This is a genomic window from Candidatus Ornithobacterium hominis, assembly GCF_951229915.1.
Lineage (GTDB): Bacteria > Bacteroidota > Bacteroidia > Flavobacteriales > Weeksellaceae > Ornithobacterium > Ornithobacterium hominis.
In genome coordinates, this window is sequence record NZ_OX579588.1 from 833055 (window position 1) to 856696 (window position 23642).

Annotated in this window: 24 protein-coding genes and 1 pseudogene; 17 read left to right on the forward strand and 8 right to left on the reverse strand. The window is 33.3% G+C overall.

The features are described from left to right. The first annotated feature begins 3 nt into the window (after nt 1-3). The 11 genes and pseudogenes from QOX03_RS03845 (at nt 4) to QOX03_RS03895 (ending at nt 15570) form a co-directional block, all read left to right on the forward strand. A complete protein-coding gene (locus tag QOX03_RS03845) occupies nt 4-684 on the forward strand; it encodes a hypothetical protein (RefSeq protein WP_283671581.1) in 681 nt (226 codons plus the stop codon). Continuing rightward, nucleotides 663-950, forward strand: a pseudogene (locus QOX03_RS03850) (transposase); the annotation flags it as partial. The gene QOX03_RS03845 and the pseudogene QOX03_RS03850, both read left to right, overlap by 22 nt. Further along, nucleotides 950-5287, forward strand: coding sequence for a fibronectin type III domain-containing protein (locus tag QOX03_RS03855; protein ID WP_283671582.1), 4338 nt, complete (start codon nt 950-952; stop codon nt 5285-5287). The pseudogene QOX03_RS03850 and the gene QOX03_RS03855, both read left to right, overlap by 1 nt. Next, complete coding sequence (locus QOX03_RS03860) at nt 5247-5489, forward strand: hypothetical protein (protein WP_283671583.1); 243 nt, start codon at nt 5247-5249, stop codon at nt 5487-5489. The genes QOX03_RS03855 and QOX03_RS03860 overlap by 41 nt, the downstream gene beginning before the upstream one ends. Before the next feature lie 158 nt (nt 5490-5647). Continuing rightward, nucleotides 5648-5962 (forward strand): hypothetical protein, encoded by a 315-nt coding sequence (locus tag QOX03_RS03865; protein ID WP_283671584.1) that lies wholly within the window; start codon nt 5648-5650, stop codon nt 5960-5962. 71 nt (nt 5963-6033) lie between these two features. Further along, complete coding sequence (locus QOX03_RS03870) at nt 6034-6402, forward strand: hypothetical protein (RefSeq protein WP_014791636.1); 369 nt, start codon at nt 6034-6036, stop codon at nt 6400-6402. A gap of 277 nt (nt 6403-6679) precedes the next feature. Next, nucleotides 6680-7000 (forward strand): hypothetical protein, encoded by a 321-nt coding sequence (locus QOX03_RS03875; protein WP_283671585.1) that lies wholly within the window; start codon nt 6680-6682, stop codon nt 6998-7000. Between the two features lie 113 nt (nt 7001-7113). After that, nucleotides 7114-9207, forward strand: coding sequence for a fibronectin type III domain-containing protein (locus tag QOX03_RS03880; RefSeq protein ID WP_283671586.1), 2094 nt, complete (start codon nt 7114-7116; stop codon nt 9205-9207). Between the two features lie 12 nt (nt 9208-9219). Continuing rightward, entirely contained in the window at nt 9220-12441 is a 3222-nt protein-coding gene (locus tag QOX03_RS03885; protein ID WP_283671587.1) for a T9SS type A sorting domain-containing protein, read from the forward strand. Nucleotides 12442-12445: 4 nt separating this feature from the next. After that, entirely contained in the window at nt 12446-13810 is a 1365-nt protein-coding gene (locus QOX03_RS03890; RefSeq protein ID WP_283671588.1) for a PKD domain-containing protein, read from the forward strand. A gap of 2 nt (nt 13811-13812) precedes the next feature. Further along, entirely contained in the window at nt 13813-15570 is a 1758-nt protein-coding gene (locus QOX03_RS03895) for a TonB-dependent receptor (RefSeq protein WP_283671589.1), read from the forward strand. A gap of 60 nt (nt 15571-15630) precedes the next feature. Here QOX03_RS03895 and QOX03_RS03900 read toward each other — a convergent pair whose 3' ends face one another. Continuing rightward, a complete protein-coding gene (locus tag QOX03_RS03900) occupies nt 15631-15903 on the reverse strand; it encodes a hypothetical protein (RefSeq protein WP_283671590.1) in 273 nt (90 codons plus the stop codon). 1 nt (nt 15904) lies between these two features. Between QOX03_RS03900 and QOX03_RS03905 the strand changes: the two genes are divergently transcribed. From QOX03_RS03905 to QOX03_RS03915, 3 genes are read left to right on the forward strand one after another with little or no spacing between them, the layout of a single operon-like run. Beyond that, complete coding sequence (locus QOX03_RS03905; RefSeq protein WP_283671591.1) at nt 15905-16384, forward strand: Rossmann-fold NAD(P)-binding domain-containing protein; 480 nt, start codon at nt 15905-15907, stop codon at nt 16382-16384. A 10-nt stretch (nt 16385-16394) separates the two neighbouring features. Further along, nucleotides 16395-17054 (forward strand): HD domain-containing protein, encoded by a 660-nt coding sequence (locus QOX03_RS03910; RefSeq protein ID WP_133298113.1) that lies wholly within the window; start codon nt 16395-16397, stop codon nt 17052-17054. Next, the gene (locus QOX03_RS03915; protein WP_119058101.1) at nt 17051-17485 is read left to right on the forward strand and encodes an NUDIX hydrolase; all 435 of its coding nucleotides are present in this window, start codon (nt 17051-17053) and stop codon (nt 17483-17485) included. Before QOX03_RS03910 ends, QOX03_RS03915 begins: the two co-directional genes overlap by 4 nt. Here QOX03_RS03915 and QOX03_RS03920 read toward each other — a convergent pair. The 6 genes from QOX03_RS03920 to QOX03_RS03945 form a co-directional block, all read right to left on the reverse strand. Further along, complete coding sequence (locus QOX03_RS03920; RefSeq protein WP_133298112.1) at nt 17482-17703, reverse strand: hypothetical protein; 222 nt, start codon at nt 17701-17703, stop codon at nt 17482-17484. The two genes, QOX03_RS03915 and QOX03_RS03920, sit on opposite strands and share 4 nt — an antisense overlap. Next, entirely contained in the window at nt 17690-18127 is a 438-nt protein-coding gene (locus QOX03_RS03925) for a DUF1896 domain-containing protein (protein WP_283671592.1), read from the reverse strand. Before QOX03_RS03925 ends, QOX03_RS03920 begins: the two co-directional genes overlap by 14 nt. Before the next feature lie 28 nt (nt 18128-18155). Further along, a complete protein-coding gene (locus QOX03_RS03930; RefSeq protein ID WP_208809427.1) occupies nt 18156-18944 on the reverse strand; it encodes a nucleotidyl transferase AbiEii/AbiGii toxin family protein in 789 nt (262 codons plus the stop codon). Then, nucleotides 18941-19756, reverse strand: a complete 816-nt coding sequence (locus tag QOX03_RS03935) for a type IV toxin-antitoxin system AbiEi family antitoxin domain-containing protein (RefSeq protein WP_283671593.1) — start codon at nt 19754-19756, stop codon at nt 18941-18943. The genes QOX03_RS03930 and QOX03_RS03935 overlap by 4 nt, the downstream gene beginning before the upstream one ends. A 148-nt stretch (nt 19757-19904) precedes the next feature. Continuing rightward, nucleotides 19905-20255, reverse strand: coding sequence for a topoisomerase C-terminal repeat-containing protein (locus tag QOX03_RS03940; RefSeq protein ID WP_283671594.1), 351 nt, complete (start codon nt 20253-20255; stop codon nt 19905-19907). 60 nt (nt 20256-20315) lie between these two features. Further along, complete coding sequence (locus QOX03_RS03945) at nt 20316-20621, reverse strand: DNA topoisomerase (RefSeq protein WP_353616914.1); 306 nt, start codon at nt 20619-20621, stop codon at nt 20316-20318. Between the two features lie 327 nt (nt 20622-20948). Between QOX03_RS03945 and QOX03_RS03950 the strand changes: the two genes are divergently transcribed. The 3 genes from QOX03_RS03950 (at nt 20949) to QOX03_RS03955 (ending at nt 23158) form a co-directional block, all read left to right on the forward strand. Continuing rightward, nucleotides 20949-21284, forward strand: a complete 336-nt coding sequence (locus tag QOX03_RS03950; protein WP_283671595.1) for a DUF4377 domain-containing protein — start codon at nt 20949-20951, stop codon at nt 21282-21284. A gap of 71 nt (nt 21285-21355) precedes the next feature. Then, nucleotides 21356-21478, forward strand: a complete 123-nt coding sequence (locus tag QOX03_RS09505; protein ID WP_353616915.1) for an SdpI family protein — start codon at nt 21356-21358, stop codon at nt 21476-21478. A gap of 609 nt (nt 21479-22087) precedes the next feature. Next, nucleotides 22088-23158, forward strand: coding sequence for a phage tail-like protein (locus tag QOX03_RS03955; protein WP_283671596.1), 1071 nt, complete (start codon nt 22088-22090; stop codon nt 23156-23158). Between the two features lie 53 nt (nt 23159-23211). On the opposite strand, the gene QOX03_RS03960 is transcribed toward QOX03_RS03955, so the two are convergent. Continuing rightward, the gene (locus tag QOX03_RS03960) at nt 23212-23409 is read right to left on the reverse strand and encodes a hypothetical protein (RefSeq protein WP_283671597.1); all 198 of its coding nucleotides are present in this window, start codon (nt 23407-23409) and stop codon (nt 23212-23214) included. Nucleotides 23410-23642 lie beyond the last annotated feature (233 nt).

Sequence of the window (23642 nt, forward strand, 5' to 3'; positions counted from 1 at the left end):
AAAATGATAAGAAAATATATACTAGCTGTAGTAGTACTGATAAGTGGTATAGCATTCTCTCAAAACAAAGAAGAGCAGAGGGAACCTCATATTCGCCTAAAGGTAGAGAGTAAGCAAGATCGCGTGTTATTGCGATGGGCAGTAGATGAGCCCGTTGCATGGCAAAAAGCCAACAAAATAGGCTTTGTACTCAAAAGATATACGCTCATGAGAGATGGCAAACTACTGGAAAATCCTGAGGAGAAAAAATTAGGTGTTTTTCAGCCTGCTTCAGAGGAAAAATGGAAAGCAATAATAGAAACCAATAACAATGCAGCCATTGTTGCCCAATCTATGTTTGGGGAGAGTTTTGAAGTAGAAATGGGAAATCAGGGAGAGTTACAGAATATTATCAATAAATCCCAAGAAATAGAACAACGATTTGCCTATGCACTTATGGCAGCTGATTTGGATTTTGAGGTAGCTCAATTAGCAGGTTGGGGCTATGTAGATACAGACGTAGAGCCTGATGTTCGCTATGTCTATACTGTGAAACTCAACCCTAAGAACAATACCAAATCCCTGCAAATAGAAAAAGGGAGTGGAATAGCTGAGTTATCAAAAGAATGGGAATTGCCTAAACCTTTGGATTTCATAGGAATTTTTAAAGATCAAGCGGTAACCTTGACTTGTTCAATGAGGTAAAAATCCAGTTAGAACCCCCTAAAAGAAAAAATCAAAAAGATTACAAACCTCAGTTCTATCCATTCAGAAAGTGTAGAAAACGTATAGAAACTTTATTCTCGCAGTTGTGTGACCAATTTATGATACGGCGTAATTATGCCAAATCTTTTGAAGGATTCAAAACAAGAATATTGGCAAAAATTACCTCCTTGACTACTATTCAATATCTCAATAAATTTGTCTTTCATAGTAACATTAACAATTTAAAAATTAACCTCATTCGATAATGCACTACGGGTTATATCATTATATAAAACAAGTGGGAAACTACGCTAGAATACCTAAAAAAATTATTCCAATTATTTTTAGTTTTTTGTTAGCCTTTCAACCATTTGTACTGAAGGCTCAACAATACCCTGTAAAGATGGTACCAGTCTTGTTGCCACCCTATAGTTTAAAGCTGAGTGAATATGCTACAAGTACGCAGACAAAGTTGCGCTTACAAGTCATGATGACAGACTTGCAGGAGCCACAACACCCCACGGGCATAAAGTTTAGCTTAGAAAGTTCGTTAGGCGCAGTTCCTATAGCCACTAGCCAAAGTTTTGTATCTGGGATGTCTCCTTTTACGCTGTATCCAGGCAGTAATATAACGCTGACCAATGTTGATTTAAGACCTCTGTTTGAGTTGCAGAATTTAGCAGGCTTAAATGCTTCACAATATGCACAAACTTTACCAGAAGGAATTTATCAATTTTGCTTTCAGGCATACGATTATTATACCAAGCACAATCTTTCCGCAAAGACTTGTGCACAGGCCTATTTAACACAATATGAGCCTCCTCTACTCAATCTCCCTCAGAATGCAGAAAAAGTACAAGTTGAGGGCGATATCGTAGGCAGCAAAGGAATCGTATTTCAATGGATGCCAAGGCAAGTCGCCCCCAATACCCATTATATATTCATTTTAAAAGAACTATGGGATGCAGGACGCAGTCCTGTAGCTGGATTTTTATCTTCTCCTATATTATGGAAAGAAAAAACTTATGCAACAAGTTTATATTATGGTCCCGAGAAAACGCGTTTAATTCCAGGGAAACGCTATGCTTGGCAGGTGCAAGCAGTAAGCGGTAATCCAGTAGTTGGCGCAAATCCTACCGAAGATAATGGAGTGTATAAAAACAATGGGCTCTCCGAGATATTTTATTTTGATTATGTAGAAGATTGTAAGGTGCCTACATTTTTAATGGCAAAAAATGCAGGTAGAGGACGCGTGGAGCTTAGTTGGACAATGCCTGGACAACCCAAAGGATTATATAGCATACAGTATCGAAAAAGAGATAACCATAGCGATTGGCAGACTGAAGAAAGTTACCAAACTCGATACATACTCACAGGCTTAGAAAATCAGACTGAATATGAATACAGAATAGGAACAGTTTGCGGAAATCTACAGAATTTTAACCCTTCACCGCTAGAGGGAGAGACTTCTGGCAATGCATATGCGTATAGTGCGATACAATATTTTACAACAGATAGCGAAGAAAAAGAAAGTAGTAAATACCAGTGTGGTGTAATGCCATCTATAGACCTTACCAATAAAGCCCCATTGCAAACTGTGTTAGGAACGAATGAGGTGTTTATGGCAGGAGATTTTCCTGTAACGGTGATTTCATCACAAGGGAGCAATGGGATATACAGTGGCGAGGGCTATATAGAAGTTCCTTATTTGGGAGATACGAAAATTAAGGTAGTTTTTAATAATATTAAACTCAACACCGACAAACAATTGATTGAGGGTGTAGTAGAGACTACGTATGATGCGAATGAAAGTGCCATATCATTTGTATCAGAAGGCTTAGGTGAACTCTTTGGAGATGAAGGAGTAAAAGACATTACGTTAAACTACACCATCAAAGGAATAAAATATGATGAAAAAACCAAAAGAATCATCATCATAGGCGATGCAGGCGCAGGTAAAGAAAGCGACAGAGGTTCAGGAGAAGACAGCCAAGAGGTGTTGCCAGGCGGTAAAGATTATACCATTATTGATACAGAAGGCAATGTTTGGGCTGTAGACGAAGAGGGGAACATAACAAATGTAGGAATGCAAGCCAAAGGAGGAGCTTCTACCCCACAAAATACCGCCGGAGTAGATGCTAAAGGAAATGCAACGACTATCACAGCTGAAGGCATTAGAGTAACTTTTAAAAACAGTAGTGATTCCAAATACGCTTTTGACCAGCCTGCAAAAGCATTGAATAGTGATTATAAGGAGCTTAACGGAAAAGTAATTCCATTCAAAGCCGTAGAAAACAAAAAGACGGAACCCTTTATTGCAAGCGTGGAGATTACAGATAATAGTATATCTGCGGATAGTTTAATATTCAAAACTTCTAAAGGTGTACCGATAGATGCCAAAAAAGTAGGAAATGATTATAGATTAACTTTAAAAGGCTTATACAGCTATGCTACAGAACAAGTACAAGCAATCATTAAGCAAGGAGATAAGTACCAAGTAGCTGGAGCGTTTAATTTAGTTCATATCTCACCTAAGACAATTAAGCTAAACCTCGTTCCAACGATAGGAGTAAGTATATCTAGAAACCAAATACAGAAAGTAAAAGATATCTATAAGAAAATAGCTATAGATGTAGATATTAGCGTTAAGGAAACTTTTGATATTACACCTTACTTAGTAAACGGAAAATTACCTACGGAAGATGCCTTTGGGGAGTTAGAAAAGAATACTGTTGCCCAAAATGAGGTAATTAAAGCCTACAAACAAGAGCGAGGAGTAGATTTAGCCTATTATATATTTGTAACGGACAAACCATCTTCCAATGGACAAGCCGGCTATATGCGATTGGGCGGACAGTTTGGTTTTGTGTATGACCAACAGGCAAGAACCATAGCACACGAGCTAGGGCACGGAGCCTTGCGATTAGAACACCCATTTAAGGAGTTTAAGAATGTAGCCCAAGGAGATATGAAAAACCTGATGGACTACAATACCAGCGACACCAATACCAATACCAACACAAATTTCATATACCCAGACTGGAAACAAGTAAACGACCCTAAGTTTAAGATTTATGCCTTCCAAGGGCAAAGTGAGGGGGAGTATAAAGGGAAATGGCTTGTAAGTAAAATATTACAACAGATACGCTGTTTTTATCTTTCTGAGAAAAAAGAATTAAAATTATCAGAAAGAGACTTAAAGTATTTTGATGATCTTCTTCCAAGTGATGAATATAAAAGTATTGTTTATAGAATCAGCTTTGGTAGAGATGTTTCTCATGAATATTCTGTACAGTTTTTTATAGATGAAAATAGAGAATTAAAAATTCCTCAAGAAATTAAAGCTTTAAGTCCTTCATACCCAGGAATGCAAGCATTTTTACAATATGACTTTGGTAAGCTTCAGATTTTAACAACTGCTCCAGGAGAAAAATTTCAGAATTATTTATCAGGTAAAGCTTTTTCTTCTGCGGAAGATAATACAAATAATGAAGAAATAGGAAAAGAAGAGTCTCCGGATAATGTTATAGTATTAAAAGAGGTAACAGTTATTGGGGAAAACTTTCTTTCAGATGGACATATAGATAATGACGAATTCACTTCTCTTAAAAACAGGGCAATTTGTGGATTTAAAAATATTTCTTTAGAATATAGAATAAGGCTAATAGAAGCTTTATTAGATAGAGGGATTACTACTGATGAAGCAGCAGAAGATCTTATTCTAGATTTGATTCATAATATTCCAGAAAAGGATATAGATGCCTTTTTAAGTTATTTAAGAGATAATGAGAGGTTTTTAGATACATTAAGAGGTAGTATAGACAATGCCCATTTATTTGGTAGAGAAGAGAATGCTTCAAGGTTTATTGCAGAAATAACTAATCTTTGGAAAAGAAGTTCTTTCTCTGATCCTGCAAAGTATGTCTATAAAAATACAGCTGGAATTCTTAATATTAAAGAAAGTGATAATATTAAAGACCCTTTTAGTTTCTGGTATGAAATTACTAAAAAAGGCGCTATAATTAATGTAAATATCAGACGAAAAGGTAGACAGATTATACGGAGTGAAACTAATTATGAATATGATATGTACCAACCCGTAGTGGTACTGTTTGCCTCAGATAATAAATGGGAAATACCTACGGAACCTATGCCCGCTTATGTACTTTATCTTGCTAAGAATATAAAAGATAACAAAAAAACAATAGAGGCAGCAAATCTTACATTAGATATTGCTCTTACATTTTCTGGAGTGGGTAATATATCTAAGTTAAAAAATATACCTTCAGCTTTAAGAAAAGCTAAGGTGCTTATCGGAGCCACTGAGGTAGCAGCTTCCACAATAGATATCTATTTAAACTATACGGACATTTGTAAAGGACACGAGGAAACTTGTCGAAAAATTAAGATAGTAACATTTGCTCTACAGATGGCATCGCTTTCGGCAGATATAATATCCTCACAAAAAATTAGACAATACGCCAAAGAAGCAGCAGAAAGCGCAAATACAACCAATACGGCACTACCAAAAGAATTAGCAAAAACCCTTGAAGATTTAGGCGGTGTTAAGGTTAAGAATGTTGTGGCTGAAGTGGGGGGGTAAGTTCACTACCAAGCAAGTGGATGATTATGTTATCTTTGCAACCAAGCAGAATAATAAGTCAAAAGTAATGCTTGGTATGTGGGATGGTGGTGGTTCATCTTCATATATATCAAAAGCTGGAAAAGAATATACATATTTTGATTTTGGGGATAAATGGGATGAAGCATATAATATTGTAAACAAAAATGATGATGAAATTTGACGAATCAATAAGAAGTTTATAGATAATCAAAAAGCTGCTGGAAAAGAATTTTGGTTTTCTCACAATCCATTTTCTCCTAAAAACGAACAATTTTTTGCGAGAGAGGTGAACTACTTGATTGATTTAGGAGTAAAAGATTTTAAAAAAGTTGGAAATTTATGGAAAGCAGTATGGTAAAATCATTCGCAAATTCGAATTTAAAAATCATAAAAGATTTTTTCAAGAATAATTTAATAGATTATGAAGTTATTACTGAATCTACACATGGACCCTATTGGTATATAAAACTATCTAAAGACGATATTGCAGTCAGTATTTCTGGAGATATTGGTTTTTCAATTGAAATATTTATTAACAAATCAAAGTATGAACTTTGGCAATATGATAAAAGCATCAATGGTAAAATTAAAACAAATAATGAGAATATTTTATACCAACTTAATGTTCTAAAGCTCTTTTTAATGGATCTATAATCGAAATCAACTACAAAATCAACAAATTTTTAATATGAAAAAATGGAAATATAAAGAACTTTTACAAATCAATGATGAGACAAAAAGAAATATTTAATTCACTTGTTATAGGTTTAATAGATGATATTCCACAAGGGGAACAATTTGAAAAAGCGGAGCTAAATATAATGAGACTTGAGGGAGTTGTAGAGTTTAATAGCTATATAATTGATGGTGAGAATAAAAAAAGAACTCTAGAAGTTTCTATGGGATACAAATATGCAAAATTAATCCACGAACTCTATAATATAACTCAAAACGAGCCGCCAGTTCATACGAATTGGAACAGAGCAAAGTTTACTTTATTTCATGATGGAAAAATGCAAATGGAATATATTTGGGATCAAGAATTACAAGATGAAGTAGATGGTTACAATAACGATATTAAACCAAATGCTTAGGCTCAAAAGTTGTCAGTAGCAGGTATTTTAATTTTTCGAAGAACCTCTAAAAGACTGTTTAAATTTGAATATTAGATAGATGGAAAATATAAATTGGAAAAATTTGATAATTTATGATTGCAAAAAAATAAAAGATTTCTTAATAAAAATCAACCAAGAGGAAAATTGGTTATTGAAATTGAATTGCAACCGGAATATTTCTGTGTTTCAGGTTACTGTATTTTAGAGAGATTGAAACAGAGTTAGAGTTAGATGAATATATAGCAGAGTTTGTAAAATGTTTAGAATACATGAAAAAGAGGTTTTTCCAAAACTGTTAGATATTCGTTTTTTAGCAGAATATGTAGGTAGCGTTCCTTTTGATAAACAATCAGAAATACCGGTTGGAGGCAAATATCCTGTTGGTGAGTTTAAAAAGTTAGCCATTTTAAAATGGGGAAATCAAACAGAGAGGTACAAAGAATATAAAGATGGTATAAGTAAGTTTATAGAAGAAGATTTTAGTAACCCTAGATATAAAGAAGAAGCCCCTCTATACAAAAAGAGTTTTGAGTCTTTAATTTCTCATTTAGAGAATGAACCTAATCCATTTTTATAAACTATAAATTCCAATAAAAGGATTTTACAAATTATACGGAGACGGGAATAAAAATTTTGTAGATATAATAAAACCTTGGGATATTTAAAAGAAAAGACTATTAAAACAAAAATATGATAAAAAAATATATACTAGCTGTAGTAGTACTGATAAGCGGTATAGCCTTCTCTCAAAACAAAGAAGAGCAGAGAGAGCCTCAAATTCGCCTAAAGGTAGAGAGTAAGCAAGATCGCGTGTTATTGCGATGGGCAGTAGATGAGCCCGTTGCATGGCAAAAAGCCAACAAAATAGGCTTTGTACTCAAAAGATATACGCTTATCAGAGATGGCAAACTACTGGAAAATCCTGAGGAGAAAAATTTAGGTATTTTTCAGCCCGCTTCAGAGGAAAAATGGAAAGCAATAATAGAAACCAATAACAATGCAGCCATTGTTGCCCAATCTATGTTTGGGGAGAGTTTTGAAGTAGAAATGGGAAATCAGGGAGAGTTACAGAATATTATCAATAAATCCCAAGAAATAGAACAACGATTTGCCTATGCACTTATGGCAGCTGATTTGGATTTTGAGGTAGCTCAATTAGCAGGTTGGGGCTATGTAGATACAGACGTAGAGCCTGATGTTCGCTATGTCTATACTGTGAAACTCAACCCTAAGAACAATACCAAATCCCTGCAAATAGAAAAAGGGAGTGGAATAGCTGAGTTATCAAAAGAATGGGAATTGCCTAAACCTTTGGATTTCATAGGAATTTTTAAAGATCAAGCGGTAACCTTGTCTTGGAATTATTTTATGCTTAGAGATACCTATACTTCTTATTATATAGAAAAATCCGAAGATGGTACTCATTTTACTACATTGAGTAATCTGCCGGTAATGAATATGAATGATACAGAGGGAAGACAAGTACAAGGCATGGTATTTGTGGACTCTCTTGCACAGAATAATAAGGAAATAGCCTACAGAATACGAGGAAAAACCATTTTTGGAGATTACGGACCTTATTCGGAAGTAGTATCCGGAGAAGGTAAAAAGAGTTTAGAGATAAGCCCAAGTATTTTAGATTTTGATATTGATGACAACGAGAATATTACCATTACTTGGGATTTTCCAAAAGAATCAGAAAGTGAGATTAGTTCCTTTGAGCTTTTACATTCTGAAACAGATTTGCAAAACAGTTACCAATCCGTGAAAAAAGATATACCTGTAACCGAGAGAAAAATAGTTACTAAGAGTTTGGCACCATCCAATTACTTTAAAGTAGAAGCCATAGGAAAATCACAGGAGCGTAGAGAATCATTTGCTATTTTGGTTCAGCCCAATGATATTACACCACCGGATACTCCTGCAAATTTTAGAGGTGAAATAGATTCATTGGGTGTCGTACACTTAGACTGGAAAGTCAATACAGAAAAAGATTTAGAGGGCTATCATATTTTTCGAGGTATTCAAAAAGGAGATGAATTGGTACGGATTACACCACAAGCTATTACTCAAAATACGTATCAAGATACAATAGTATTAGAAAACTTAAACTCAAAAGTTTATTACTATGTAACGGCAACAGATAAAAGGAAAAATCAATCCAAGCCTTCTGTTATTTTAGAATTAGAAAAGCCCGATAAAGTAAGACCACAAGCACCGGTATTTACAGGATATAAGCTGGAGGATAATGGAAATATAACACTCAATTGGTTGAAAAGTTATAGTGATGATGTAGCTGTACACCAGCTCTATCGTAAGGGAAAAGACCAACCGGACACCCAATGGGAAATGATATATGAAACTAAGAAAAATCAATCAGATTACAGCTATACAGACAAAGCAGTCGTAGTCGATAAAAAATATGTATATTACTTGCAAGCTATAGACAAGAGTAAACTGAAATCAGATAAATCACAAGAAGTAACCTTACAAAGTAGTCGTTTTGAGACAATATCTGTTTTGAGTAATATGACAAGTACAGTCAATAGAAATAAGAAACAAATTGAACTAATTTGGAGGTCAAAGACGGAAGATATTATTGAAATTGTCGTATATCGCCAAAAGGGAAATGAAAAGCCTACACATTGGGGAACATTGGCAGGAAATCAAAACTTTTTAGAAGATACTTCGGTTCAAATAGGAAATCGCTATACCTACCTGCTAAAGCCAATGTTAAAAAATAGTCAGGTAGCAAAAACCGAAAAAATAGATGTTGAATATTAATAACATAATAGGATGAAAAGGATTTTACTAACGATATTATTCACAATAATAGGGTGTTTTGTTTTTGGGCAGAATGGTATCTCTTTGAATGGAACGGCAGACTATAAATTTACTATTGATGGGTATCAAGGAGAAGATCCAAAAGCTTGTGGAGATATCTATGGACTTAGAGAGTTAAACCTATATTATGAAGATGGTAGTGTTGAAAATTTGTGGAAAGGCAGAATTTGGAATCAAAACTTTAACCATGAAAAACTTTATACTAAAGATAAAAAGATAACAGGAATTCAAATATACTCTATAAATAAGTGGTGGGTTTTCGGGGTTTTTAATGTTAAATTCTGTAATGCAAGAAATGATGATAAAATAACATTACCGGTCAATAGAACTTGTTATAGCAAATTTTATCAAAATCCATTACATGTTACAAGAGATTTGACTATAAAATCATATCCAATATATTCTATTATTTATAATAATGGTGAAGAATATACGCTTGGGAGTAATCAAAATTTGAAAATAGCTCTTCCAGATGATCTAAATTCTTATGATTACGTATGGAAATATAGTATTGAGGGAGGTATTCCAAATATATTTCCTGATTCATACAATCAAAAATCTATACTTAACATTCCAGCCAGTGAGTTTGTGGCAGAAGATAATTATGGGAAAATTATTTCCGTATGGGTAGAATCTTCCTGTAGCAATGGAGCTAACAAATCTAATAAATTTAAATTTATCGTATACAAATCATCTCCTCAAATAATATCTCATGACGTTTCATCAACCAAATGTTTTAACACAAGAGACGGTGAATTAACACTTCATTTTGATAGAAAACTTGACAAAGGAGAGACCTTATCTTTAAGTTTAAAGAACAAATTGACAGAAACTGTGGTTGTTAATAAAGACATTACCTCTTATTTACATTCAGGTACCTCCTATACACTTGAGAATTTACCACCTGGAGAATACAGATTAAATGTACATGGCACTTATAATGGAAATTCCACTTATACCGACGGAGAAAAGCATAGCATTGATTTTGAAATTGAAAAAGCAACACCGGTAAGCTTTCAATTATCATCCAAAACAGATGTCTATTGTTTTGAAGGAAACGATGGTGTAATTAATATAGAGGCAAAAGGAGGCACAGGAAAATATCAGTATTTAATAACAAAAGACGGAAAAAATTATTTAGACTGGACCGATTTTAATAATGCTAATAAAACTTCTATAAACGCTTTGTCAAAAGGAATTTACAAAATAAAAGTACGAGATACACATGAGTGTGTAGCCAGGGAACCCAATGATTCGAGTATAGAAAAAGAAATTGAAATTACGATCAGTCAGCCAAACGCTCCGATTAGTTTAATTGATAAAAAAATAGAAATTGTACAGCCTACGGGGTATGGATTAAGCAATGGCTATATTTCTGTCATGGTACAAGGAGGCACACCAAAGTCAGACGGAAGTTATCATTATGAATGGAGAAAAGATAGCCCTACGGGGACGCTCATCACAACTGGAATAACAACCAGATTATCAAATAATTCTTATACCATAAAAATCAGTAATCTCACTGCCGGCAAATATTATCTCACTGTAAAAGATAAAAATTATAATGCCGCGACGACTAAGCTAGGAAATTGTGGAATAGTATCGAAAGAATTTGAAGTAACTCAACCCGATCCATTGAAGGCAGAAATAGAAATATTACAAGATATTTCTTGTAATATTTCCAATGAATATCCTTTTAAGTTAGATTTAAATCAGAATGGAATTCCTGACAATGCAGAAGACGGAAAAATAGAAGCAAAAGTAACAGGCGGAGTAGGAACCTATAGCTATCAATGGCAGAAATTGGATAATGGTATTTTCATAGATATTTCTGGAGCTACGGCACCTGTTTTAAAAAACATTAAAGCAGGCACCTATAAAATATTAGTAATAGATAAGAATAAGAACAAAGTCGAAGAAAAAATAGTAACGACTTATCCACCTAAGTTTGAACTATCAATGTTTGCCAATTCCATTTCATGTAATAATGAAAGTAGCGGCAGAGTTTCGGTAAAAGCAACGGGCGGAACAGGGGCTCATTCTTATGAATGGAATACAATGGATACCACTTCCGAGGTTACAGGACTTAGAGCTGGAAATTATTTTGTACTTGTAACAGACGCTAAAAACTGTAAGATAAAGGGCGCTGCAGAAGTCACACAGCCAGATCAAATTGTGATTACGGACGAAGAAGTTCGTAATCCGATATGTCATAATGCTTCTAATGGATCTATTAAAATAAAAATTTCAGGAGGGACAAAACCCTATAAAATCAGCTGGTCTAATGGTGTAACGACAGAAGAAAACTCAAATTTATCCGCAGGAAACTATGTACTAACAGTTACAGATGCCAAGGGGTGTCAAGAAATAAAAGAATATAAATTAACAAATCCAGAACCATTAAGAGTCCATATTGGGGAAGATGTAACATTGTGCGCAGGAGACACTCAAAGATACGACGCAACGATAGATGATAAAGGAGCAAGTTATTTATGGAGAAATGAAAAAGGAGAGATAATAAGCAAATTACCAACAATAGAATTATCCGATGCAGGAGTTTACACTGTTACGGTTACGGATTCCAAGGGATGTATAGGGACAGATCGTGTTGTTATAAAAAAATCTAATGAGATATTAGAGCCTAAATTTATGCTTACGACTCATGCTTATACCGAATCCACCGTTGTATTAGTAAATACATCACCCAAGATGCCAGAAACTGTTGAGTGGCTTATTCCAGATAATTCTGCTCTAAGTGTAATAGAAAAGAATGAAGAATATTTAGAGCTTAAGTTTTCAAATACAGGTTCGTACAGAATAGGGTTAAAAGGAATGCAAGGGCAATGTAAAAAAACTTTCTACAAAGAGGTTGTCGTAGAAGAAAACTTGTCTGGAGTAGATTTATCTTCAGATAAAATTTCTAATATCACAGAATTTAATGTAGCCCCAAATCCTAATGATGGAAACTTTAAAGTAATTGTAAAATTAGAGAAAGAAAATCCCATTAATCTGCGAATTATAAATATGCTCACTCAACAAGCATATCCTGTAATCACCAAGCCAAAATCAACCTATTTTTTAGTGCCTTACCATGTAACGCTGTCTACGGGGGTATATTTTGTTATTTTAGAAACAGGTAATGAATCAATGGTGAAGAAAATGATAATTAAATAAAGATATGGAAAAGATAATAAATCGAAATAATTGGATATCCACACTCATTACATTGATGACATTTATCGTTATCAGTTCTTGTGCTAGAGAGGATAGTATTCCAGTAACAGCAGATTTTGATATAAAAGTTGTCAACGAAGATTATTCAGTACCTGTGAGAGTCGAAATAAAAAATAAATCAAAGGGAGCGGATACCTATCAATGGACGTTCGAAGGAGCTGTAACGTCTCATTCCAGCCAAGCAACCCCTAAGCCTGTAATTTATACAAAAGCAGGGATTTACAAAATTATATTAAAAGCATCCAATAAAGATGGTAATGAAGACAGAAAAGAGCTAGAAATCAAAATAGATGCCGCTATGAAAGTTGATTTTGATTGGATGATGCAAGGTAGTGATATTTCTCCAGTGACTTTACAGATGCAAAATAAATCATTAGGAGCGACTAATTATCATTGGGAGTTTGAAGAAGGACTCCCAGCACGGTCTAATCAACAAAATCCAAAAGTCGTTTTTAACAAAGCAGGAGAGCATAGTATTAAATTAACCATCACCAATGGAAGAGAAAGCTATACTATGCAAAAAAGCATTATTGTAAAACCTGAAATGACAGCTGATTTTGATTGGTCTGTGGATTATATCGACAATGATTATCAGGCACCTGTAATATTACATTTAAAGAACAAATCAACACATGCTTTTTCCTATAAATGGATAGTTGAAGGAGCATCACCATCAATATCTGAAGAAGAGAACCCAGACATTCATTTTGCCAATGCAGGCAATTACACAATTATCTTGCAAGCAATAAATGATAAAGCGACTAAAGAGATAAGAAAACAAATCACCATACACCCTGATGTCAATTTACTTTCATTTAGTAATATTAAATTAGGTATCAATACAGCCCATAATACCATTGGTTGTTTCTTTTCCTCCAATTTAGGAAAAGTAATCAAAGAGAATGAAGTATCAGAAATATCTACGGATAAAATAGATTTTGGCTTTTTTGGCTTAAACACCTCTTTTACTTATAATCAATTTCTATCACCAGATGAAGTACAAACCACGTCGTTTAATAAGATACCTAACGCCATTCACACAAAAATAATTAATTCACAAGAGTTGGTGAAAATACAATTAAACCCAACATTATTTGAATCGATTAAAACAGGAAAAGGCTTTAGTAGTATAAATATTACAGAAACAAATACAGGAAAAACGCCTTTTGACAGTACAAAGAAACCACGAGTAGTTTTATTTCAAACAAACGATGGAAGAAAAGGAGCAATACTAGTCAAAGATTATATTTCATCAGGAAGAGATTCATATATCTTAGTAGATATTAAAGTTCAAAAACACGCCCAATAATTATGAGGAAAAAATTAATTAAGTATTTTTTGATTTCATTTTCAATGATATTAGGAATAGCGATATGTAATGCACAAGAAGTTAATTTAGAAGGTTTAGGAAAAAGGGTCAAAGAAACCTTAGAGAAAAATCCATTCAAGCTTAGTGGAGGGATTTCTGCAAACTCAGTTTTTTACAAATCAAATGTTTATAGTGAGCGAGCTCCTTTCACTTATTTTTTGAATGGGAACTTAAATTTGGGAGTATATAACTGGTCTATGCCTATTTCATATAGTTTTACAAATCAAGGAGGGCAATTAGGATACGAAGTTCCCTTTAAATTTAACAGATTAAGTATAGCCCCTAGGTATAAATGGGTAAAGGCTTATATTGGCGATGCTTCCATGAGTTTTTCTCCCTATACATACAATGGGCTTTTATTTACGGGCGGGGGACTTGAACTTACTCCCAATATCCCTTTAAAAGTAGCTGTGATGGCAGGTAGATTGAACAAAGCCGTTGAAGACGATGAAAATTCTAATACGATTCCTGCTTATAAAAGAATGGGCTATGGGGCCAATGTTAAATGGGAAAAAGAAAAATATAAACTAGGAGTTATAGGTTTTTATGCGAAAGATGAAGTTAAATCTTTACAGCTTCAACCTGACACTAAAGGAGTCTTTCCTCAAGAAAACCTTGTATTGTCATTTACTGGAAAAATAAAAATGCAAAAAAATTTAGAGTTGTATGGGGAATATGCAAATAGTGCTTTAATTAATGATTTAAGGAATAATAACAAAGGCGGAGATAAGAAAGGAATAGCTTCTTTGTTTTTGCCAGCAAATACTAGTCTAGAATCTTATTCTGCTTATAATGGGGGCGTTAATTTAAATCTAAAAAAAGGAACTATTGGGATTAAGTATGAGAAAATAGATCCGGGATATAAAACATTGGGAGCGTATTATTTCAACAATGATCTTGAAAACATAACGCTTAATACTTCCTTTCTAATGTTTAAAGATAAAATTTCTCTAGCTACTAGTTTAGGGCGCCAACGAGACAATTTGGACAATAAAAAGATTAAACAAACGAACCGTTGGGTAGGAGCCGCTAATATTAATGTTCGAGCTTCAGATAAACTTTCAGTTACTGCGAGTTATTCAAACTTTACGATGTTCACAAATCATCAATTAAATCAGTTCAATATAATTAATAAAAATCCGTTACTATTACAACAGCCTAAAGATTCTGTTGAATATAAACAAATAGCCCAAAACACAAACATAAATATTAATTATATAATTTCCAGTACAAAAGAAAAGACTCAAAACATAAATATTAATTATTCGCTAAATGATATGGTCAATAAAGAAAATAATGTTGTGAGAAAAGGCGGATTGTCAAGATTTCATAATGCAAATATTAATTACAGTTTAGGCTTTCCTAACAAAAAATTAAATATGGCAGGAGCTTTAAATTTCACACACACTTATACTATGTCACAAACAACAATAATATGGGGGCCTGGGGTTACAATAAATAAATCTTTTCTAAAAGAAGATAAACTTAGAACCAACATGGGATTGTCTTACAATCAATCGAAAAACAAGAAAACAAATGCTAAGGTTTTAAATTTTTCTTTAGGGGCTAGCTACACTCCTTGGAAGAAACATAATTTTAATCTTAATTATATACAAATGCTTAGAAAAACTGATCAAAAAGAGATTAATCCGAATTTAAATGAAATAACATGTACTTTTGGCCATAATTTTAATTTTTAATTAAATTTGGCAGTTTCCGACACCGTCCCAAAAAGTGAACAAACTAATAAAGTTATTCTCTTACATTTTAAACTTTTTGCTCGAGGTATTTATTTTACTTTGGGGCGGTTGAATAGCTTTATCATCAACCTTTGATCCCACTTGCTCATCATCTAGAGAATCTACCTTTGTATTATTTTCATTTATCGACAAATGAATTTTCCTTTCAATGGAAGCTAGTTCATTTTTAAGTTCTGCGAGTTCCCTTTCTTTATTCCATTTACCATTCACCACTTGTTGTAAGATAGGTAAATCATCCGTAAGAAATTTGAAAAATAGGGATGCTATTATCAATGTGTGGGATATTGATTCCGTTAAAAGACTTCAAGCAAGGTTAGATGGTTACTACTGTCCTATCAAAAAACAAGACATTTTAAAAAATGCTGATATTATTTTAGGAGTTTCTGGTAAACATTCTTTGTATCTTGAAGATATACAACATTTAAAAGAAAGGGTTATATTAGTTTCTGGAAGTTCCAAAGATGTAGAGTTTCAGTATGAAAATTTATGTAAATATGCAGATAGTGTTTCTCTTTATGAAAGTTATAGTGTGCTAAAATTTGATACTAAACATATAATAGTTCTTAATCAAGGACAACCTATAAACTTTAGAAATAATAGTGTACTATCTTCTATATTGGAACTCGTTTTTTCTGAATTATATGTCTGTTTATATTATACGGTAAGAAACCCTGACAAAATAGGTTTACATAAAATAGATGAAAAAGAGCATCAAGCTTTATGTGAGGAGTGGGAAAAAGTTTATTTGAATTAAAATATTAAAAATGAAAGAAAGAATAAGGCAACAGGTGTTTGATTTCATTTCAAATTATGAAATTGATATTGCTCATGATATTTTTCATTTAGATAGAGTTTGCAATAATTGCTTGTTTTTAAACGAAAAAGAAAATCACAAAAAAGATGAGCCAGTATTGATATTATCCTCTTATCTTCATGATTTTCATAGGCTTTCTTCTGGGAATGACAGTAAACTGAAAAAAGTTGAGGAATCTGAAGAATTACTGTATAACTTTTTTCAGAAAAATAGTGAGTATAAAAATTATAGGAATGAGGTTATTAGCTTAGTTTCAGCAACAGATAAATACTCTTTTTCTGATGATAAACAAAATAAGAGTAAGATTGATATAAAAGCTAAAATTTTGTTTGATGCGGATAGTTTGGAGGCATTAGGTGCGATTGGTATAGCAAGAGCGTTTTCTTTTGGTCAGTGGATAGAAGAACCTATATATAACCCTCAATTCCCTTTAAAAGATGATACTTTTTATCAAGCAAAGAAAACACATTCTGTATTACATCATTTCTATGAAAAATTATTTAAGTTAGAAAACGAATTCTATACCGAAACCGCTAAGAAAATAGCAAAAGAAAGAACGGAGTTTACGAGACTATATATAAAAATATTTTTAGAAGAGATTTCATTATGAAAAAAGATAAAATTGATTTTGTAGCATCAGGAATAATAATTGATAAAAATGCCGTTCTTATGATATGGCACAGTAAGTTAAATGCTTGGCTGTTTCCTGGAGGTCATATTGAAGACAACGAAACTATGGAAGAAGCTGTAATAAGAGAATGTAAAGAAGAGGTTAACTTAGATACAGAGGTATTTGATAATAGAGTAGGAGCGCTTTCTGATAACAATGTAGTAGAAGAAAATTTACCTTTTTGTATTTTAAAAGAACCTATAAAAGAACCCAATAATTTTCATTACCATATAGATTTTATTTATAAACTCAAACCAAAAAATATTGAAGATTTTAATTTACAGCCCAATACTAAATGGGTGAAAAAAGATGATATAGAGTCTTTAGATACTTTTGATAATGTAAAAAAACTATTAAAAAAGATTCTTTAAGTAGCTTCAAAATACATTTGGTTGGATTTTGTCCAACTCTGAATATCTCTATAGTCATTAGCAGGATTTAGAATGAATTTTAGTCCCCCAAAACCTGAATATTGTTTTAAGATTTCTTTTTCAGCATTAGTAGCAAGTCGCTTTTCGAGGTCTAGCTCAAAAGCGACTTGCAATGCTTTAATATTATTCTCTAAATGTAGTTTCTTATTGAACGCCATTTTCCTCAATCCATATTTGAATTTGTCCTGTTAGTTCAGTGTAAAGAGCATCATACGCTTGGGAGCCATCAAAATCTTGATGTAAATTGTAATGCTCAAATACTTCAATGCAATAGGGGAACATTTTAAGTGCAAAGGCACGGGCTTCATCGGCAGGGATTTCTCGGTCAAACTCATTACAAACCACTTGATATACTGTGTCAAAAGGGGAATAATACAAGCCTTCAAAAAGAGCTTCATTTGCGATTCTACGACATTCCAGTACATCATTTCCCGCTTCAAACGCATTTTGATATGCCTGTGCAGCTAAATCCCCCCTTGCTTTGATAAACTCCTCATCAGATGCCAGATTAGGAAAACTCGTGTTTAATAGTTCTCTTAGTCGTAAATCATAATACGAAATTTCTTTTTCTTGTGTTGCCATAATTTTTATATTTATTATTGATGATTAATTATATTTTTTCAATGAGTTCAGTTCGTACCTTTTCGTAGGCTATTAGGTGGTCGTAATTCTCACTAGGGTGTAGCAGTAAAGCTGTGTCCCCCAAAAATTCACTATCCTCTAATTTCAATTCTAAATTTCTTAAAAATTGTTTTTGAGTAGGACTTTGTCCTTCTGAAAAATTCATATATTGATGATAGATTTGAATTATTTTTTCGACATCAAGATGAGTTTTGGTCAAACATTTATATAAATCGAACAAATCTCTACCTTTTCGCCTTTGATATAAAGCTCTTAGTTTAGTAGCAATTAATTCTTCTAATGAATAAGTAACAATATTTGCCTTATCTTTATACCAAGGACTGTCCACTTCAAAAGGAACTTCCGAAAATCCTAATGCTGTAAAATGCTCTTTACAATTGATTTCTATTTTTAATCGAATGGGAACCACAGGAGGAATCTCTGAGGCTACTTTAAAAATTAGTACATTGTTATTTCTTTTCTGACGAACATAAGGTTCTCCTAAAAAGGACAGGACTTCTCGAAGTCGGTCGATAGTTTCTTTAATAGGTTCGGCTTTGATTTGAACTAAGTCAATATCTTCCGAGTAGCGAGGTTGTGGCGATAAATATAACTTATGCAAGGCAGTTCCTCCCCGAAAAGCCAAATGTTTTGATAGAAAAGCATCTTTATAAATTTCTACCAGAGCTTTGCAGATAATTAAATCTTGTTCTACTTGTTCAGGTGTCTGCCACGGAACAATGGAACGCCAATAAGTAATTGCATTTTTAGGTATCATTCGTCAATGTATATTTGTTCATTTATTATTATTTTCCAAACGGGATGATAGTCATCTGTATCAGATATTTCTTTACCTGTTTTTAGAGGTGTTTTCCAAAAGTTTAGTCCAATTTCTTGGGATTTTTTCCATAGTATTTTCTCCAACTCTTTTTCTTCTAAAATAGAAAGTACATAACCTAAACGCTGGATACTTGCTATCGGAAACTGAGATATTAGCGTATTAGGCATTCTCTTAAAATCCATTTCAGCACAAAGTTCCTGTATGACTTCAGTCGCTCTATTCAAACCACCTATTTCATTCTCATAGATAAGTAGGTCCAAGGCGGTAACTTCAGGAGTGGATACTTTTACATAACCGTTTTGCGTTTTATGTAATGTCCATAATTCCTCGGTGATGAAACGCTTAACTGGAAAAACAATCTGTACATTATTCTTTAAGGTTGTTCTTAAAGGCGGTAATTCAGTAAGTACAGAAAAAGTTTGTGGGCGTTGATGTGCAGCTCCATAAAAGCTGGCAGCACTTAATAAGCCGATATAATAATTCCTTTCCAGATAATTCATTAGTTCATCTATATATAGATAGGGCGGCACTTGTTTGCTCAAAGCATATTCAACAGGAATAATTACATAAAATCCTTTCCAAATAGATAAAATTTTTCCTTTACAACTTAATCGGTGCAAAGCATTGGAAATACTTTGTTCTTTTAAATTTGTAAATTGATTTCGTACTTGTTCAATACTAAAAGTCATAATCCCCTTTTTAGGTAATTCTTCTACCCAGTCCTTAATCGTTATTTTCGTAATAAACATTCCTTTTAATTTGATTTATTTGCAAATATACTCACTTTTTGAGTATTAAAGCAAACATTTCAAAAAAAAAGGTTTAGACAATTATCTATTGACGGCATTTTTCGCCGTCAAATACTTATTGTTTAAACCTGTTATGCTTTGATTATTTTCATTTTCCTTTTTTATTTTTAGAGCGAGGCGGAAACTCAAATGAGGTAGAACTGTCTTCTTGAAGAACCAAATAAGCATCAAAACTTTTTCCCGCCTTACTTTTTAATCCTTTTGAAAGCGTTGTTTTTCCATTTTCCAGCAAAGCCATTATCGCTTCATCATTTACCTGTTTTCCGCAAACATTTCTGAAAAATAACCACTGACAATCTTCTTCCATACATTTAGCAACTTTCTTGTATAAACGAACACTTTGTTTTTTACAAACAGGACAAACCAATGCAGGTGAAGCAATTCCTTCGATTTCCATCGCTAAAAAATCTTCTGTAATTTTTTGGGTATAGTCTTTCATCGCTTGTAGGAAATCTTCTGGAGGGAGTTGCCCTTCCTCAATTTCATTGAGAGAGGCTTCTCATTCACCCGTTAATGCCACATCAGCGATTTTTCGGTCTTTGACCCATTCAAAAACTTTCAATCCCTTTTCAGTTGGAACTATACTTTTCTTTTGGCGTTTGATATAGTTTCGTTTCAACAAAGTTTCTATTGTTGCCGCTCGAGTAGCGGGAGTTCCAATACCAGTACCTTTGAGTAATTGTCGTTGATTTTCGTCTTCCAAATCCTTTCCTGCCGATTCCATTGCCGACAATAAAGTCGCTTCTGTATATAATGCTGGAGGGCGGGTGGTTTTGGTGAACTTGATTCTTTTACAGGAGATAATTCTTTTTTTCCTGCCATTAGTTCCATTAACTCGCTTTCGTTGATAGGGTTTCTCTTCTTTCTCATACTTCTATTATTTTTATATCCGACAACGAAACTATAACCTTGTTTTTATCTTTTATACTACCTGTCTTTTTTTGGCTTTGTTTGTCCTTTTTTGGAACAGATAAGTACTGAAGATATTTAAACATTTGTTTATCACATAGTATCTTAAAAGAATTTCAAAAAATAGAGTGTTAATGAAAAAAAAACTATAATAATTTGTATAATCCAATATATTTTCCTACATTCCGATTATATTCTTGATGATATGAAGTATTTTAAAACAATGTTTTTTTTATTTATGGTTTGCTTTTCTATTGGATGTTTTAATTACAATAAGGAAGAGGATTATTACAAAGAGGTTGAAGTAACCGTTCTATCAGAAACAACTTTAATCAAGTGTTGTTCTCCTAATTTTACTGGAGAAAGAGAGGCTATGATTGTAAAAAAGAAAAACGATAAAACAGACTATCTTTTCTTAGATGAAATTCGAGGATTTACTTATGAAAGAGGCTTTGAATATTTGTTATTGATTAAAGAAAAGCATTTAGCAAATGCACCTCAAGACGTAAAGTCTGTTGAGTATCATTTAATAGAAGAATTATCAAAGCAAAAGAAGTAATTTCAATTTTAGTATTTGATTTATTCATAGTTGTAATCCCTTTATTATTATATCTATATCCGCCAAAAAAAATAAATTATGCATTTGGTTATAGAACTAAACGTTCAGTAATGAATATTGATAACTGGAATTTTTCACAAATTTTTTTTGCCAAAAGATGGTTATTAGTATCGGTAGTTGTTATTCTAACCTAAATGCCCCCGAAGTTTTAATCCTCCTGGCGTTAAATGTAATACACATACCATACAGGTTTGATAATGCCCCGCCAATGCGCACAATTCCTCTATCATTTCAATACTTTCGCTTTCATTATTGGCGGAACTTATTAAATCAGCAATACCATCAATGACCACCAGATGTTAAATTTCCTAAAACATCCAAGCCTTAAAAAAAATCCTGAAAAACATTTCCTCAAAAACAAGAATTTTGGTATCTTTGACCCCAAATAGCTACGGCTGTTTTTAATTTAAGTTAAACCACAAAAAAAACAAAAACTTATGACATAGCGCCAACGGGCAACATAACATAAAAATAGTGTAATTGTATTATTTCTAAATCAAAAATTCCCCAATTTTTATACAACCAGAAATTATACAGGAACTACACCCTTATGGGGTGTGGGGCTTTGTATATTGGTTGTGGGTATGGGGATACCTTGATTTAGTGTACAGAATGAGTCATCCACACCTTTTTTTATGCCCATACCCAACGGATACCTTAGGATGACATTTTAAAAATCAAGGGATTGCGATAAAAAAGAACAAAGCAATTTAAAAGTTTAATCCAATTAAAATGTTACCATTATGAAAAAACAATTAACTATTTTATCCCTCACATTTGGCGTATCTGCCTTTGCACAGGTAGGGATTAATACGGAAAATCCCAAAGCTACTTTAGAGATTACTAATAAAGGAGCAGAACCTGCCAAAGGATTGCTTATCCCAAGAATGACAGCAGATGAGGTGAAGACTATGACCGATGCGGGCGGAGTAGGAACAGACCAAAACTCGCTACTCCTTTATATAACTGCTCTGTTTACTGATGTGGCTAATAAAACAGGCAAGTATGAGCTGATAGACCAAGCGGGCTACTACTATTACGACGCTAATGATGCTGGTGGTAAATGGAAGAAATTAGACACTACGCTTTATGGTAGCAATGGTACCCTTTCTGCCGACCGCACGGTAACCATGGATGGCAAGACTTTGACATTTAATGGGAACAATGCTCAAATAAAAGTACCCAATATGCAAGAACGCCTAACAAGCGAGGATGTGTCTACCATAGTAATGGCTACTGATGGCACTTTTAAAAAAGATTCTAATTGGTGGACCTTTCAGAATTCTACAACTCCTCCAGAAATTAAAAAAGATAAGATAAAGAAATATTTGTTAGATATAGGATATATTTCAATAGGCACTAATGAGGTTAAAGTGAACACAGAATTTGAGTACGGATGTCATCGTCCTGGAGAAAGTAAATTTATTCATTATAAACGCCGGGGAATTTTAACTATTCCAAAAGCAGATTGGATAAAAGGAGATAATTCTAAAGGGACAACTTTATATTTTGTTAAAAGGAAAAGAAATGCGCAAACTTTATCTCCTCCTTTTCTGAAAGCTTATAAATACCATAATGTGGGGATGTATTTTCAATGTTGTACTTTTGGAAGTACTACGGGAACAGTTTTTTGGCTGGAAGAAACAGGTTTGGATGGAGTTGAGGGTAAAATGAATAGCGGTAGAACACCTATAAGAGAAGGATATGATGCTCCTAATAACTTAAAGCTTGAAGATTTTAGATTCGTAACAGAATGTGATGATCAGTTATTGTATATTCATAGAGATATACGAGCGATACAGTACGAAGATTAAATCAAACTTATTTTCTTCATTTCTTATAATTCTGCTTTAAGATATGCAATTCTCTATCTCTTCAATAGAAAATTTATTGAGGCAAAAGTATAAAACGGGACGAGTTCGGAATTTTTTCTATTTTTAGTAGAGAGTGGGTAGGAGTCAATGATTTCTGTCGATTGAGATTGTTCTTGGATGTACGCTTTTATAAATTGGATTTCTTGGCGTAATTGTAGCCATTGGTTCTCTTCAATAGTGATTAATTTCATTTCTTCTAATTTTATCGTTTATCTGGGGACAAAGTTCAGAAGACTGAGGCGATGATAACGCCAAGTTTTGCCAATGGGTAGATAGAAAATTAGCCATTTTAACGCATTTATGTTTATGCCTGAATAATCATGAATTTAGAGCAAAAAAAAGACACTTAAAGCGACTAATAATCATCTTGAAGTTAGTAAAGTAAGTAGTGTGAGTGTGGTTTGCCAATGGGTGTTTATGGGTG